At 73.2% G+C, this 15614-nt stretch carries 9 protein-coding genes and 1 pseudogene; 8 read left to right on the top strand and 2 right to left on the bottom strand.

The window, feature by feature from the left end:
• Positions 1 to 48: 48 nt before the first annotated feature.
• The 3 genes from ABZ714_RS34235 to ABZ714_RS34245 are packed head-to-tail and all read left to right on the top strand — an operon-like array spanning position 49 to position 5914.
• Positions 49 to 3885, top strand: a complete 3837-nt coding sequence (locus tag ABZ714_RS34235) for a thioester reductase domain-containing protein (protein ID WP_358829285.1) — start codon at positions 49 to 51, stop codon at positions 3883 to 3885.
• Positions 3885 to 4757 (top strand): alpha/beta fold hydrolase, encoded by an 873-nt coding sequence (locus ABZ714_RS34240; protein ID WP_358829286.1) that lies wholly within the window; start codon positions 3885 to 3887, stop codon positions 4755 to 4757. The genes ABZ714_RS34235 and ABZ714_RS34240 overlap by 1 nt, the downstream gene beginning before the upstream one ends.
• Positions 4758 to 4759: 2 nt before the next feature.
• Entirely contained in the window at positions 4760 to 5914 is a 1155-nt protein-coding gene (locus ABZ714_RS34245; protein WP_358829287.1) for an acyl-CoA dehydrogenase family protein, read from the top strand.
• A gap of 164 nt (positions 5915 to 6078) precedes the next feature.
• On the opposite strand, the gene ABZ714_RS34250 is transcribed toward ABZ714_RS34245, so the two are convergent.
• Positions 6079 to 7659, bottom strand: a complete 1581-nt coding sequence (locus ABZ714_RS34250; protein ID WP_358829288.1) for an aminotransferase class III-fold pyridoxal phosphate-dependent enzyme — start codon at positions 7657 to 7659, stop codon at positions 6079 to 6081.
• A 205-nt stretch (positions 7660 to 7864) separates the two neighbouring features.
• Between ABZ714_RS34250 and ABZ714_RS34255 the strand changes: the two genes are divergently transcribed.
• A complete protein-coding gene (locus ABZ714_RS34255) occupies positions 7865 to 9214 on the top strand; it encodes an FAD-dependent monooxygenase (RefSeq protein WP_358829289.1) in 1350 nt (449 codons plus the stop codon).
• Positions 9215 to 9364: 150 nt separating this feature from the next.
• Here ABZ714_RS34255 and ABZ714_RS34260 read toward each other — a convergent pair whose 3' ends face one another.
• Positions 9365 to 10144, bottom strand: a complete 780-nt coding sequence (locus ABZ714_RS34260) for a siderophore-interacting protein (protein WP_358829290.1) — start codon at positions 10142 to 10144, stop codon at positions 9365 to 9367.
• 226 nt (positions 10145 to 10370) lie between these two features.
• Between ABZ714_RS34260 and ABZ714_RS34265 the strand changes: the two genes are divergently transcribed.
• The 4 genes and pseudogenes from ABZ714_RS34265 to ABZ714_RS34280 all read left to right on the top strand — a co-directional run.
• Positions 10371 to 11102, top strand: coding sequence for a TetR/AcrR family transcriptional regulator (locus ABZ714_RS34265; protein WP_358829291.1), 732 nt, complete (start codon positions 10371 to 10373; stop codon positions 11100 to 11102).
• Between the two features lie 461 nt (positions 11103 to 11563).
• A complete protein-coding gene (locus tag ABZ714_RS34270; RefSeq protein ID WP_358829292.1) occupies positions 11564 to 13177 on the top strand; it encodes an MFS transporter in 1614 nt (537 codons plus the stop codon).
• A 121-nt stretch (positions 13178 to 13298) separates the two neighbouring features.
• Complete coding sequence (locus tag ABZ714_RS34275; protein WP_358829293.1) at positions 13299 to 14618, top strand: cytochrome P450; 1320 nt, start codon at positions 13299 to 13301, stop codon at positions 14616 to 14618.
• A 134-nt stretch (positions 14619 to 14752) separates the two neighbouring features.
• Positions 14753 to 15311 (top strand): annotated as a pseudogene (locus tag ABZ714_RS34280) (inositol monophosphatase family protein); the annotation flags it as partial.
• Positions 15312 to 15614 lie beyond the last annotated feature (303 nt).

The following is a 15614-nucleotide window of genomic DNA, read 5'->3' on the forward strand; positions in this document are numbered from 1 at the left end:
GGTGCTGTGGTGGGTGTGGCGCCGGGTTCGGTGTCGGGTGGGGGTCGGGTGGAGTTGCCGACGTATGCCTTCGACCGCAAGCGCTACTGGATCGGAAACCGGACCCAGCGCCAGGACGCCTCCGGCCTCGGACTCGGCTCCGCCGACCACGGACTGCTCGGCGCCGTCGTCCATCCGGCCGGCACCGACGAGGCCATCCTCACCGGACGGATCGGCGCCCGGACCCATCCCCGGCTCGTCCACCGGCCGTCCGAAGGGCCCGCCCGGGTCCGGGACGCCGTACTGATCGACCTCGCCCGCCGGGCCGGTGACGAGTTCGGCTGCACCACCGTCACCGGACTGACCGTCACCGCCCCCCTGACGCTCCCCGCGCACGGCGGCCTCCAGCTCCAGATACGGGTCGGACCGCCCGGCGCCGACGGCGACCGCCCGGTCACCCTCGCCGCCCGTACCGACGCCGTCGACACCGCGTGGACCGTCCACGCCCACGGCCTGCTCACCGCCGAAACCTCCGGAACCGCGGCCGCTCAGGCCGGTGCCGGGGCCGATCTCGCCCCCTGGCCGCCGCCCGGCGCCGAGGCCCTCGACGTCCCGCCCCCGCCCGGCGTCGGCACCGCCGAGCCCGAACCCGTCGAGATCACGGCCGTCTGGCGGGCCGGTGACACCCTGTGGGCCGAGCTACGGCTCACGGACGCCGCCAGGGCCGACGCCGACCTCTTCGGGCTGCACCCCGCCCTCGTCGACACCGCCGTCGGCCTCGCCGCCCGGACCGACAAGACCATGCCCCAGGGCCCGCCGGAGCGGTCCGCGACCCACTGGGCGGGCGTACGGCTGCACGCCACCGGCGCCACCGCGATCCGGGCCGAGGTCACCGGCACCGACGGGGTGTACGCCCTCCGCGCGGCCGACCGCACCGGACGCCCCGTCGCCACCGCCGAAGCCGTCACCCTCACCCCCGTGGACACGGCGGAGCTGGACACCGCGGCGGCCCGCGCCCACGACGCCCTGTTCCGGATCGACTGGATTCCGCGCGCCCTGCCGGAGCCCGGCACCCCGCGATGGGGCGTCCTGCCCGGGGACGCGCCGGTCCTGCCCGGGGCCGTGCCTCTCGACGGCGTACCGTCGGCGGCGGCCCGCGCGGCCGGGCTGGACGCCGTGGTGACCGCGTACCGCACCCCCGTCGGCGGCGGCTCGCCCGCGGAGATACACCGGGCCACGGCCGACACGCTGGAGACCGTACGAGCCTGGCTCGCCGACGACCGGCTGGCCGACACCCGGCTGCTGGCCGTCACCCACGGCGCCGTCCCCGCCGGGGACGGCCGGGTCACCGACCCAGGCGCCGCCGCCCTGTGGGGACTGCTGCGCTCCGCCCAGACCGAGGCACCCGGCCGGATCCAGCTCGTCGACCTCGACGGCACCCCGGAATCATCGGCCGCCCTGGCCGCCGTACTCGCCTCCGGCGAACCCCAGACGGCCCTCCGCGCCGGACACGCCACCGTCCCCAGGCTGCGCCGTACGGACCCGCCCGCGCCCGGCACCGAATCCGGCCGGAGCTGGCACCCCGACGGCACCGTACTGATCACCGGCGGTACCGGCTCCCTGGGCTCCCTCGTCGCCCGCCATCTCGCCCGCACACACGGCGTGACCCGGCTGCTCCTGCTCAGCCGGCGCGGCCCCGACGCCCCGGGCGCCGCCGCCCTCCGCGCCGAACTGGCCGCGCTGGGCGCCGAGGCCGAGATCGTCGCCTGCGACGCCGCCGACCGCGACGCCCTCGCCCGGCTGCTCGCGGACCGGCCCGCCGACCGCCCGCTGACCGCCGTCGTCCACACCGCCGGTGTCCTCGACGACGCCCTGATCGCCGACCAGACCGCCGACCGGCTGCGTACCGTACTCCGCCCCAAGGCCGACGCCGCCTGGAATCTGCACGACCTCACCCGCGGCCACGACCTGTCGGCCTTCGTCCTGTTCTCCTCCGTCGCGGGCGTCATCGGCGGCGCCGGACAGGCCAACTACGCCGCCGCCAACGCCTACCTCGACGGGCTCGCCGCCCACCGCGCCGCCACCGGCCTCCCCGCGACCTCCATCGCCTGGGGCCTGTGGGAACAGGACGGCGGCATGACCGGCCATCTGGGCGAGGCCGACCTCGACCGGCTCACCCGGGGCGGCTTCCGGCCCATCCCGCAGGACCGGGGCGTCGCCATGCTGGACGCCGCCCTCGGGCTCCGTACCCCCGTCCTGGTCGCCACCCCGGTCGACCTCGGGACCCTCCGGTCCCGCCCCGCCCAGCTCCCCACCGTCCTCACCGGACTGTTACGCACCCCGGTCCGCGACACCGCCCGGAACATCGACAACGGCTTCGACTCCCTCACCGGACGCCTCGACGGACTGGCCCCCGCCGACCAGCGCAAGCTCGTCCTCGGCCTGGTCCGGGCCGAGGCCGCGACCGTACTCGGCCATACCGACCCCTCCGGCATCGGCCCCGACCAGCCCTTCCCCAGCCTCGGCTTCGACTCCCTGACCTCCATCGAACTCCGCAACCGGCTGAGCACCACCACGGGCCGCAGGCTCCCCGCCACCGTCGTCTTCGACCGGCCCACCCCCGCCGGGCTCGCCGACTACCTCCGTACGGTGCTGGTCGACAGCGGCTCCGAGGAGCCGCCCGCCACCGCCCGGGAGACCGTCGACTTCGACGCCGAGACCGGGCTCCCCGACGACATCGTCCCGGCGGCCGGGATCCGTACCGTCGCCACCGACCCCGACGAGGTCCTGGTCACCGGCGTCACCGGCTTCCTCGGCGCCTTCCTGCTCCGCGATCTGATCCGGACCACCCGGGCCACCGTCCACGTCCTGGTCCGCGGCCGGGACGAGGCCGACGCCCGGGACCGGCTCCGCCGCAACCTCGACTGGTACCGGATCACCGATGTCGACGACGCCCGGCTGAGGATCGTCGTCGGCGACCTCGCCGCACCCCGGCTCGGCCTCGGCGAAGCCGCCTTCGACGACCTCGCCCACCGCGTCGACGCCGTCTACCACGCCGCCGCCCAGGTCAACTGGCTCTACCGGTACGAAGAGCTGAAGGCGGCCAACGTCACCGGCACCACCGAACTGCTGCGGCTCGCCGCCCGCCACCGGACCGTACCCCTGCACTACGTCTCCACCGTCGGTGTCTTCGCCCCGTCCGACACCGGCACCGCCCGGTCGGCCGGCGAACCGACCGGCCCCGGCGCCGCCCTGCCCACCGGCTACGTCCAGAGCAAATGGGTCGCGGAGCGGAATATCGCCACCGCCCGCGACCGCGGACTCCCGGTCTCCGTCTACCGGGTCGACGTGGTCTGCGGCGACCAGCTCAACGGCGCCTGCCAGACCAGCGACTTCGTCTGGCTCAGCCTCAAGGGACTCCTCCAGGCGGGTGCCGTACCCGAAGGGCTCGGCGGACGGCTCGGACTCGTACCCGTCGACTACGTCAGCGGGGCGCTGCTCGCCCTCTCCCGGCGGGCAGAGGCCGCGAACCGCACCTTCCACCTCGCCAATCCGCACGACACCGGCTTCGCCGAATGCGTGGACCATCTGCGCTCCCTCGGCCACCGCCTCGACACCCTCCCCTGGGACGACTGGGCCGAACTGGTCCGCTCCGACCGGGACAACGCCATGCTGCCCCTGTACGGCGCCTTCGAACTGATGGCCCGAGACGGCGCCCCCGGCACCCGGCTCGACGTCACCGAGACCGAGACGGCCCTGGCGGGCACCGGGATCGTCTGCCCCCGGGTGGACCGGGAACTCTTCGCCACCTATACCGACTTCTTCACGGCGGCCGGCTACTTCCCGCCCGCGCCCGCCGCCACCGGTACCGCTACCGAAACCGCCACCACCGACCCGGAGAACTGATGTCCGCGCACCCCCTCACCGGGGCACCGGCCGGGGCCGCGAAGGCCCCGGACGCCACCTGGCTCCGACGGCTGACCCCGCCGGGACCCGCCGCCCCCGAGGTCCGGCTGATCTGCTTCCCGCACGCGGGCGGCGCCGCGGGCGCCTTCACCCCGCTGGCCCGCGCCCTCGCCCCCGGGGTCGACGCCCTCGGCGTGCAGTACCCGGGGCGGCAGGACCGCCGCCGGGAACCGGCCCTCGACATCCCCGGACTCGCCGACCGGCTGGCCGAGGTCCTCGCGCCCCTCACCGACCGGCCGTACGCCCTGTTCGGCCACAGCATGGGCGCCCTGGTCGCCTTCGAGACCGCCGACCGGCTCCGGCGGCTCCCCGGCCCCGGGCCCGTACACCTCTTCCTCTCCGGCCGGGCCGCCCCCGTCGTCGGACCGGTCCCCTCCGACCGGCTCGACAACGACGCCGACCTCCTCGCCCGGATCCGGGAACTCGGCGGCACCAGCGGACTCGTCCTCGACGACCCCGAACTGACGGAACTGGTCCTCGGACCGCTGCGGGCCGACTACCGGGCCCTCCGCGGCTATACGTGGCCGGGCGGCCCGCCCCTGGACCGGCCCTGCACCGTACTCACCGGGGACGCCGACCCGCTCGTCCGGGTCACCGACGCCGCGGCCTGGGCCCGGCACACCACCGCGCCCACCGGGGTCCGGGTCTTCCCCGGCGGGCACTTCTACCTCGCCGACCGGGCGGCCGACGTCGCCCGGGCCGTGACCACCACCCTCACCGGAGCATCCGGGCCGACCGACTCCGGACCCGGCCCGGGCCACCCCGCGAGCCACCCCCCGACCGAACCCGCCCGAACCCGACCGAGGACGTGAAGATGACGGAGCCGCTGCGGCGCGTCCGGGAGTTCACCGCCGAAGAACTCTCCGGAGCCCGGCCGAACCTCGACACACTCGACGAGATGCCCTTACCGCTGTACGAGAGGTTCGGCGACGCCGGACTGGCCAACTGGTGGCTCCCCGAGGCGTACGGCGGCCTCGGCCTCGGTCTCGCCGACAGCGTCGAGATCACCAATGAACTCGCGTACCACGACGCCGGAGTCGCCTTCACCCTCTTCATCTCCGTCCTCGGCACCAGCATGGTCGATCTGTACGGCACACCGGAGCTGGCCGAGCGCCATCTGGTGCCGCTGGGCAAACGCGGTGCCTTCTGCGCCACCCTGGGGAGCGAGGAACGCGCGGGCAGCGAGCTGGCGAAATCCGAGACCACCATCGCCCGGGACGGCGACGAACTCGTCGTCACCGGCGAGAAGTACTTCTCCACCAACTCGGGCTTCGCCGACTTCCTCGTCGTCATCGGGGTCTCCGCCGAGGACCCCACCGAGTTCCAGGCCGTCCTCGTCCCCCGCGACACCCCCGGGGTCACCATCGACAAACGCTGGGACGTGATCGGCCTCCGGGCCTCCGGCACCTACCGGGTGATCCTCGACCACTGCCGGATCCCCGCCGGGAACCGGCTGAAGGGCTCCGGACTGCGGCTGCTGGAGATCGGGCTCAACGCCAGCCGGATCCTGATCGCCACCACGGCGGTCGGCATCGCCCGCCGGATGCGCGATCTGTGCGTGGAATACGCCAAGAGCAAACCGTTCCGGGACTCCACCCTGCTGGCCAGTCCGGTCTTCGCGGCCAAGCTCGGCCAGATGGAAATGCAGATCACCGTGATGAAGAACCAGTGCGAGGCCGCCGCCCGGGAATACGACGAGATCCGGGCCCGCCCCGACGCGGCCGAGGTCTTCTTCCGGCTCGGCACCCTGAAGTCCGCGGTGGCGGCGAAGATGTTCTGCGGCCAGACCGGCTGGGAGATCGCCGGGGTCGCCTCCCAGATGTTCGGCGGAATCGGCTACACCGACGATTCACCGATCGGCAAACTCGTCCGCGACATGCGCCATGTCTCCATCATCGAAGGCGGCGACGACGTCCTGCGGGACGTGATCTTCAGCCGCTATGTGATCCCGGCGGCCCGCCGCACCTGAGAACGGCGGTACGGGCCCGGCCGCGCGGCGGGCCCGCAGTCCGTACCGGGCCCGACGGCCTGCCACCGCCGGCTCCGGCCCGGCAGCGCCCCGGGCCCGTACGGGTCCCCGGCACACCGAAAGGGGGCGGACCGGCCGGTCCGCCCCCTCGGTACGTCCGTCCGTCAGGAGAACAGCCCCGCCTCGTCCCGGTCGCGCAGGATCGCGCAGATCTCCCGCAGCCCCGCCTCCAGCTGGTCGATCTCCTCGTCGCTCACCTCGATCGACGGGGCGAACCGCAGGGTGTGTACGGCGCTCGCGGTCGGCAGCGCCCGGATCCGGTGCCGGCGCAGCAGCCAGCCGGAGAGCAGATATCCCAGCACCCCGTCCCGGGCCAGCGCCGCGATCGGCTGGGACGGACTGCCGGACTGGTCCCGGAATTCGAACCCCAGCATCAGCCCGCGCCCCCGGACGTCCGCGACCACCTCCGGGAAGTCGGCCCGGACACCCCGCAGCATCGCGGCGATCCGCTCGCCGCGCTCGGTCGCCCGCCGGTAGGCCCGGCCGCCGTCCGCCTCCAGCAGCTCCAGCACCTTCAGCGCCACCGTCGACGACAGTCCGTCCTTGGCGAAGGTGGAGCTGTGGACCAGCTCGAACTCCTTGCGGTAGCGCGCTTGGCGCACCAGCATCACGGAGTTCTTGGTCAGTCCGCCGCCCAGGCTCTTGGAGAAGACGTAGTAGTCACCGCGGAGACCGATCGCGGCACTGGCGAGGAAGGCGCCGGTACGACCCAGACCGGTCTGGATCTCGTCGACGACGATCGGACAGTCCACCTCTGCCGTGACCCGCTGGATCTCCGCCGCGGTCTCCGCCGTCACGGCCCTGATCCCGCCCTCGCCCTGGATCGGCTCGATCAGGAACGCGCAGAACACCGGGAAGTCACGCTGCTCGACCTCGACCCGGCCGTCCCGTACCACCACGTCCCAGATCCGGGCCCGCTCCTCCTCCACGATCTTCGCCAGCGCCTCCGGCCGGTCGAACGGGACGAAGACGGCCTGTGCGGCCAGCGCCGAGAAGGCGGTACGGAACCCCGCGTTATGGGTGAACTGGACGCTGCCGACCAGCTTTCCGTGGAAGGAGCCCTCCAGGGCGAGGAAGACCGGCGGCCGGGCCGCCGTCCGGGCGTTGCGCCGGGAGACCTCCGCCACCAGTGCGTCGAAACCGGTGCCGTCCGCCCCGGGCGCCACCCCCAGCGCCGCATACGCGGACTCCGCCACGACCGCGTCCCCGGCCCGGACCGCCGCCCCCGCCGCCTCCACCCGTGCCCCGGTCTCCCCGAGCAGCGTCGCCGCCCGGATCGACCGGTCGAACTCGGCGTGCTTGACCGCCGCCTCGATCGCCTCGGCACCGGTACTGGCGAAGGTGGTGAAGTACGGCTCGGCGGCTCCGGCGTCCCGCCGCAGGATCTCGTTCAGCCGGGCCGCCACCCGATTCGCGATCGGATGCCGGGAGAACTGCGCGTAGACCGGGGTCTGGGCGTCCAGGGCCGCCCGCAGCGCCCCGACGATCTCCGGATGGTGGTGACCGAAGATCAGGGATCCGTAACCACCCGCGAAATCGACCACGGGTACCTCGGTGCCGTCGTCCGCACGGCGGAAGAGGGTGTTCCCGTCGGCCCGGACGTATTCGACGTCCAGCCCGGCCGTGGCCAGCATCTCGCCGAGATGAGGTTCGGTGAGGTCGATATCAGGGGACGCTGCGCTCATTCCGGTCCTCCGCTGTTCCACTGTTCCGAATGACGGTCGGATTACTTTCGCCGCACGATACGGGCGGGCAGTCATGCCCCGGTAACCCCGCATTGCGGAGGCGCCGGAGGGTCGATTATCGGCCAGTGATCGGGTGATGCCGCGTGCTGCGTACCTTTCCCTCCTCGGACGCATTCCGCGCCCGCGCACAGGAGGAGCTGGTGACATGGAATTCGAGAGGGAACGGCACGCGATCGTCCTGGGCGCCGGGGTAGCCGGTCTGCTGGCCGCCCGAGTGCTGACGGACTTCTACGGCCGGGTCACCGTCGTCGACCGGGATCCGCTGGACGGACCGCCCACCGAACGCCGGGGCGTCCCCCAGGGCGGCCACTCCCACGACGCCCTGGCCCGGGGCCACCAGATCATGGAGGAACTCTTCCCCGGGCTGGGCGCCGAACTGGTCGCGGCGGGCGCGCCGACGGGCGATATCGCCCGGGACGCCCGCTGGATAGTCGGCGGCCGGACCCTGAGCCGGTCCGAGTCCGGGCTCACCACCGTCACCTGCACCCGGCCGTTCCGCGAGTACCACCTCCGGCGGCGGCTGGCCGCCCTGCCCGGCGTCGAACTCCGCGGCGGGACCTCCGTCATCCGGCCGGCGGTCGACCCGGAGCGCCGCGCGGTCACCGGAGTGGTGGTGCTGCGGGACGGAGTGGAGCGGACCCTGGACGCCGATCTGGTCGTGGACGCCACGGGACGCGGTTCGCGGACCCCCGTCTGGCTGGAGGAGCTGGGTCTGCCCCGGGTCGCCGAGGAACGGCACAAGATCGACATAGGCTATGTCACCTGCTTCTACCGCACCCAGCCCGAGGCGTTCGACGGCGATATCTCCATCAATACGGTGGCCTCGCCCGAAGTGCCGCGCGGCGCGAGCTGTGCCCGGGTGGAGGGCGGCCGGACCGTCATGACGGCGTACGGCGTCCTCGGCGACCATCCGCCCGTCGACCACGAGGGCTTCCTCGACTTCGTGAAGTCCCTCCAGGCGCCCGACGCCCATGAGGTGCTCCAGGACGCGGAGCAGTTGACCGCGCCCGCGCGCTACCGCTTCCCCACCAATCTGCGGCGGCGCTACGAACGGCTCCCGGACTTCCCGGCGGGGCTGCTGGTCCTCGGGGACGCGGTGGCGAGCGTCAACCCCCGCTACGGGCAGGGCATGACGATCGCCGCCCTCGAAGCGCTCGTTCTCCGCGGCCATCTGGCCGGTACGGCCGGGGCCCCGGACGGGCCGCGGTTCTTCCGGGAGCTGGCCGACCAGGTGATCGACGACGTCTGGGAGATGACGCTGATCAGCGATCTCAGCATCCCCGGCGTCGAGGGCGAGCGCACTCCCGAGGTACTGGCGGCGCACGAGGTGGTCGGCCGGGCCCAGGCTGCCGCGGCCCACGACAGCACCGTCGCCCTGGCCTGTCTGCGTCTCTTCGGGCTGATCGATCCGTTCACGGCGCTGCTGCAACCCCCTGTGCTGGAGCGGGTCGGAAAGGTGCTCGCCGCGGCCGGCGGCCGGCCGCCGGGCATCTGACGGCCTGCTGACTGCTTCCGGCGGTTCCCACGGCGCCTTCGGCGCTGCCGACGGTGTGTCCACCGCCCCGGGCGGTGTGCGCCGCGGCCCTTCGGCGGCCCGTGCGCGGCGAGTGTGCCGCGCGCGGGCCGGTCGTCGTGTCCCGGCGGCTCAGTGGTGGAGTCCCTTCTTGCCGGGGGTCCAGAACGGCTTCACCGTGATCGCGGTCCGGTCCCAGCCCCGCTCCTGTACCAGGTAGTTGCGGATCGCCTGGCCCGTCCTGGCCTCACCGGCGATATAGGCGATCCCGGGGGTGTCGGGGAGGTCGAGGGCGGCGACCGCGTCGGCCAGCACCCGCGAGGCCACCGGCGACGCGCCCCGGCGATGGACCCGGCCCAGAGTGTGCGGACCGGGCACGGGCACGTCGTCGTCGGGCGTCTCGCTCTCCAGCACCCCGTAGACCTTCTCGTCGGGGCCGAGCGCCCGGAGCAGTGGTCCGAAGGCCGCCGAGCCCGTCTCGTCCCCGGCGAAGAGGTGGTACGGGGCGTCGGGGGTCAGGGCCAGATCGCCCAGCGGGCCCCAGAAGGGGACCGTGTCCCCCTTCTTCACGCCGTGCAGCCAGCGCAGGCCGATGCCGTCGCCCTCGTAGAGATGGCCGCGGATCTCGAAGGTCGTGCTCTCCCGGTCGAAGTCCCAGATGGAGTAGGTCCGCAGGGTCTCGCTCGGGCGGAAGATGCCGTACAGCGACAGCGGGTCGTTGATCTCGATCCGGAAATGCTGGCCGGGTACGAAGGTCATGTCCGCCAGCCGGTCACAGGCGATCCGCACCCGCTTCATGGTCGGGGTGACCAGTTCGGCCTCGGTCACCACTCCGTCCTTGCGGTTCTTGGCGAAGCGGTCCAGCGGGTTGAGCGAGCGGCGGGCGGTGGACGGCGCCGGGCTGTTCGACATATGCCCTTCCTCCTCGGATACGGACCGGACATCGGCCGATCGCGACGGGCGTAGCGGTGGTCCGACGAGGCCCGCGCAACGGCGGAGCGTCCGGCGGTGCCGTCGGCATTGGCCTCTCCGGTAATGTAAGTTACAGTGACGTACGCTTCAACTCGTAACCTAAGTAACTACCCTTAACTAAGCATAGATGGTCTACCGTGTCAATGGACGTGAGGTGAGCGACGGGATGACTCCACAAGCGCAAGCGACAGGCCGGGTGGCGCGGCGTCGGCAGGCGACTCTGGCGGAAATCCGTGCGACCGTCCGGCGGCTCCTGAACAAAGGGGGGCCGCCCGCCGTGACGATCAACGCGGTCGCCCGCGAGATGGGGATGAGCGGACCGGCGGTCTACCGCTACTACGCCAGCCACGACGAGCTGGTCGAGGCCGTCATCGCCGACTTCTACGACGAGCTGACCGAGGCCATCGTGGCGGCCCGGGACGCCCAGGCGGCCGACGCCCACGGCGCCCGGCTGCTGGCCGCCTGCCGGGCGATGCGGGGCTGGGCCACCACCCACTCCACCGAGTTCACCTGGATGTTCGCCAGCCCCGCGCCGCCGTTCGACGAGCGTGGCGACGACTCGCCGAGGCGTCGCTCCGGGCAGGCGTTCGAACGGGTGTTCTTCGATCTGATCGTGGACGTCTGGGCCGTGGCGCCTTTCCCCGTCCCCGGTCCCGGGGATCTGCCGCTCGCCCTGCGCGAGCAGCTCGCCCGCTACGCCGCCGAGACCGGCGGGCTGCTGCCGCCCGAGGCGATGCATGTCTTCCTCTCCGGCTGGATCAAGCTCTACGGGCTGCTCTGCATGGAGGTGCTGCGGCAGCTGGACTTCGCCCGGATCGACCTGGAGCCGGTCTTCGAGGAGTGTCTGCGCGACCTCTGCGCCACTCACGGCCTGACCTACGAGCCGCCCGTCCGGTGAGCCGGCCGTTCACCGGAAGCCGCCGCCGGGGGAGTTGACACGGCGTGAGGAAGTGTTGACAGATCATCGGGTCCATGTTTTGCTAGAGGTCGTAACTAACCCTAGAGCTTAAAACTCCCGCGAGAGTTCATCGCGTCGGTCTTTTTTCCGGTGGGGACACGGACGCCGCGCGTCCCGGTCCCCCTTCCCGCGAGGGCCCCCTCACCCCCTGGGGGCCCTCGCGGGATCGTTCGGGAGCCCGCCGGCTCCCGACCTCCACCGCGACCCCGCGCCGATCGGGGCATGTCCGCGAAGTAGTGCCGTCCGCCCGGACTCCGGGCCGGGCGGGACTCCGCGGACCCGCCCCGGGCGCCGCGTCGCGGTGCCCGGCCCCTTCCGAGGGCCGTGGAGAACCCGGTGACCCCTTGTCCGGCCGATCGGCCGGAGCGCGTCGTATCCAGCGGGCCGAGAGGACCTCAGCAATGGCGTTCTGGGCGAACGAACCCGTGGAACGAATGGACCGGCCCTACGGCCGTCGGTGGTGGGCGCTGGCCGTGCTCTGCCTCAGCCTGCTGCTGGCCGTGATGGCCAACACCTCGTTGACCGTGGCCGCCCCCGACCTGATCGACGACCTGGCCCTCTCGCCCACCGGTCTGCAATGGGTCATCGACGGCTACACCGTCCCCTACGCCGCGTTAATGCTGGTCCTGGGCGCGGTCGGGGACAAGTACAGCAGGCGGGGCGCGCTCGTCGCCGGACTGCTGATCCTCGGCGCCGGATCGCTGGCGGGCGCCCTCGCCGACACCTCGACCGGGGTGATCGCCGCCCGGGCCGTGATGGGGGCGGGCGCCGCGATGATCATGCCCGCCACGCTCTCCCTGCTGGCCGCCGTCTTCCCCCGGTCCGAACGGGTGACGGCCATCATCCTGTGGAGCGCCACCGCCGGAGTCGCCATCGCGCTCGGCCCCCTGGTCGCCGGACTCCTGCTGAAGCAGTACGGCTGGGCCTCCGCCTTCGCCATGAACATCCCGGTCGCCGTCCTGGCCGTGCTCGGCGCCTTCCTCCTGGTGCCGCCCTCCAAAGCCGACGACTACGGCCGGATCGACCTGGTCGGCGGAGCGCTCTCGGTGCTCTGGATCGGGGCGCTGGTCTATGTCGTCATCCAGGCCGCTCACCTCGGCTGGGGGAGCCCCGAGGTCATCGCCGCCACCGTCGTCGCCGTCGGCGGCTGCGCCCTCTTCATCGGCTGGGAACTGCGCCACCCCCAACCGGTCCTGAACGTCCGGCTCTTCAGGCGCCGCCGCTTCACCGGCGCCAACCTGGCCGTGGTGCTGTTCTTCGTCGCCGTCTTCGGCGCCTTCTACTTCCTCACCCAGTACCTCCAGTTCGTCCTTGGCCTCACCCCGCTGGAGACCGGGGTCCGGATGGTCCCGCTGGCCCTCGCGGTCTTCGCGGGCTCGGCGCTCACCGGGCCGCTCACCCGCCGGTTCGGGATGCGGGTCACGGTCACCGCGGGCATGCTCGGCGGTACCGCCGCGCTGCTTCTCTTCGCCCGGGTCGACGGCTCCTCCGGCTATGCCGACCTGGTGCTGCCGCTGGTCCTGCTCGGCCTCGCCAACGGCCTCGCGCTCTCGCCCTGCACCGAGGCGATCATGGGCGAGTTCCCCGAATCGGAACTCGGTATCGGCGGTGCGGTCAACGACACCTCCTTGGAGCTGGGCGGTTCCCTCGGCATCGCGCTGCTCGGTTCGGTACTGGCCGGTTCCTATACCGACCGGCTGCGCGCCGCGGTCGGCGACCGGGCCCCGGCCGAGGCCCTGGCCGCGGCGGAGGAATCGGTGGGCGCCGGACTCGCGGTGGCCGCCGAGACCGCCCGGCAGGCCGGGCCGGAGGCGGGGCGGAACATGCTCGCCGCCGTGACCGACTCCTTCGCCGACGCGGTGGCCAGGACCGGACTCGTCGGGGCCGCGATCCTCGGCGCCGGCACGATCCTGGTCGCCGTCGTACTGCCCGGCCGGAAACGGATCCCGAACATCCCCGCCACCTCCGAAACACTGGCCGAACCGGTCCGGGAACCCGTGTCGGCCCGCCGCTGACGATCGGCGCGTACGGGCCCTCCCGCCGGAGGTGCCCTGTCCGGCGCCGCCGCAGCTCCCCTACAGTGCGTGATGACCGTCATCGGACCGTGACGGCGCGCCGTCGAACAGGAGCTGCTCTGTGGCCGGTACCGCCAGCCCCCGAACCCCTATCGGTTCCGCCTCCGCCCTGCGGCCGATCCCCGGACTGGACGCCGCGGCCGTGGCCGGATGGCGGGCCGGCGGCGGTCCGCTGGTGGACCTCTTCACCCTGGCCCGTGAGCGGTTGGGCGGGGTCGCCGCCGTTCCGCTGGGGCCGCGTCCCACCGTCCTGGTCACCGCCCCCGACGCCGTACAGCATGTCCTCGCCCTGAGATCCGACCAGTATGTGAAGCGCTCCCACCGGGCCCGGCTGCTGATCGGCGACGGCGTGCTGTCCGCCACGGTCGACGCCTGGCGACGGCAACGACGGCTGCTCCAGTCCCAGTTCACCGGACGCGGTATGCGGCGGTACGAGGCCCGGATCGACGCCGCCGCCGATACCGCCGCCGCCCGCTGGGCCGATCTCGCCCGCACCGGCGCGGAGTTCGACATCGGCGGGGAACTGCGCCGCTACGCCCTGGACACCATCTGGCGGTCACTGACCGGCCATCCGCTGGACGACACCACCGAACACGAACTCGGCGCGCTGGCCGTGGTGGCCGCCGCGCTGCCGGGTCTCCCCGTCGACGGCACCGCCGCCCGGGACGCCGTCGCGGCCGAACTCGACCGGATCGACACCGTGGCGCATCTGGCCGTGGCCGCCGCCCGCGACGACGGACCGGGACCCGAAGGCCCCGGACTGCTCCATGTGCTGCTGGAGGCGGGCGTCACCCGTCCCGAGTACACGGACCGGTTGATCCGCGATGAACTGGTCACCCTGCTGGTCGCCGGGCACGAGACCACCGCGTCCACTCTGACCTGGCTCTATCTGCTGCTGGACCGTCACCCGGAGGCCCGGGAGAAGGCGCTGGCCGCCGGACCCGCCGGATCGCCCGAACGGCACCGGGCCGTGCGGGCGATCGTCCAGGAGACGCTGCGCTTCTATCCGTCGGCCTGGATCCTGCCCCGGTACGCGACGGCCGACGACGACCTCACCGGCTATGCGATCGAGGCCGGTACGGATCTGCTGGTCTGCCCGTATCTGACCCATCGTGACCCGGACCTCTGGCCGGACCCGGAGCGGTTCGACCCGGCCCGCTTCATCGTCCCGGGCGGGCGGCCCGCCCATCCGGGGAGCTATCTCCCCTTCGGTGTCGGCCCCCGGGCCTGTCTGGGGCTGCAATTCGCGCTCCGGGAGTCCACGGTACTGCTGGAGCGGCTGCTCCCCGCCCATGTGCCGATGTTCCGGAGCGTTCCGGCGGGTGCGGAGTACGGCATCACCGTCCGCCCCGACGGACCGGCCCCGGCGACGCTGGCGTAACACCCGGAGCGGGGCGCGGCGGAGGGGCGCGCCGGCGGGTCCGCGCACCCCTGGTCCCGCCCCGGGGCGCGGACCCCGTCTCCCGGACGTGCCGGTCCGTGGCGCCGTACGGGCGGACCATAGGGTGTCTCGCCATGATCGATACGTTTAGGGATCCCGACGACACCGAAATCGCCACGGCCGCCGCCCGGGCGGGCGCCGAGGTGGTGCGCGGTATGTACGGCGGCAGTCTCGGCCGGATCGACAAAGGGGCGGGGGACTTCGCCACCGAGGCCGATATCGCCGCCGAGCCGAGGATCGTGGAGGTATCGCGAGCGGCCCGGCCCGGGGACGCCGTGCTCGGCGAGGAGGGCGGTCGCACCGGGCCCGCGACGGCCGGCGGCAGCGCCTGGTCGACCCCTTGTGCGGCACGCTGAACTACGCGGCGGGCCAGTTGTCCGTCGCCGTCAATGTGGCGCTGCGCGACGGTGCCGCGGCGGTCGCCGACCCCTTCGCCGACGAGGTGTTCGTCACCGACGGCACCACCGCCCGGCTGCCGGGCGCCGGGGGCGAGACCCCGCCGCTGCCCACGGCGGCGACCCGGCTGGTGGAGGTGAACCTCGATCCGCCGTTCCCCGCCGCCCCGGATTCCGGGCGGTCGAACTGCTGGCCCACCCCGGGTTCGCCGAGCACTTCCGCCCCCGGGTCCTCTCCGCTGCGCCAGGTCGTGTCCGGAGAGTCCCGCCTGGCTCGCGACGCCCGGTACGCGCACTCTTCCCCTGTGCCCTTCGGGCAGGGGAGGTGCTCCCGGTGTTGCCGGGGTTTCCCGAGTACGTCCCGTACGGGGGAAGCCGCCCCTGGCTTCGCCGGGGGGACTCCCGCCGCCGTCGCGAATTCGCGCGCACCGGACGCCGCGGGCCCCGCCCTCCGGGCGGACGGCGCTCCCTTCCGGACCCGCCCCGGGGCCGGCCCGGGTCGCCGCCGGGCGCCGGGCCGCCTATGTCACCGACGGCGGTG

The organism is Streptomyces sp. NPDC006798 (assembly GCF_040635975.1).
GTDB lineage: Bacteria > Actinomycetota > Actinomycetes > Streptomycetales > Streptomycetaceae > Streptomyces.

Coding starts and splice junctions, on each gene's coding strand:
- ABZ714_RS34240 (WP_358829286.1), top strand. CDS start 3,885: ATGTCCGCGCACCCCCTCACCGGGGCACCGGCCGGGGCCGCGAAGGCC.
- ABZ714_RS34245 (WP_358829287.1), top strand. CDS start 4,760: ATGACGGAGCCGCTGCGGCGCGTCCGGGAGTTCACCGCCGAAGAACTC.
- ABZ714_RS34250 (WP_358829288.1), bottom strand. CDS start 7,659: ATGAGCGCAGCGTCCCCTGATATCGACCTCACCGAACCTCATCTCGGC.
- ABZ714_RS34255 (WP_358829289.1), top strand. CDS start 7,865: ATGGAATTCGAGAGGGAACGGCACGCGATCGTCCTGGGCGCCGGGGTA.
- ABZ714_RS34260 (WP_358829290.1), bottom strand. CDS start 10,144: ATGTCGAACAGCCCGGCGCCGTCCACCGCCCGCCGCTCGCTCAACCCG.
- ABZ714_RS34265 (WP_358829291.1), top strand. CDS start 10,371: ATGACTCCACAAGCGCAAGCGACAGGCCGGGTGGCGCGGCGTCGGCAG.
- ABZ714_RS34270 (WP_358829292.1), top strand. CDS start 11,564: ATGGCGTTCTGGGCGAACGAACCCGTGGAACGAATGGACCGGCCCTAC.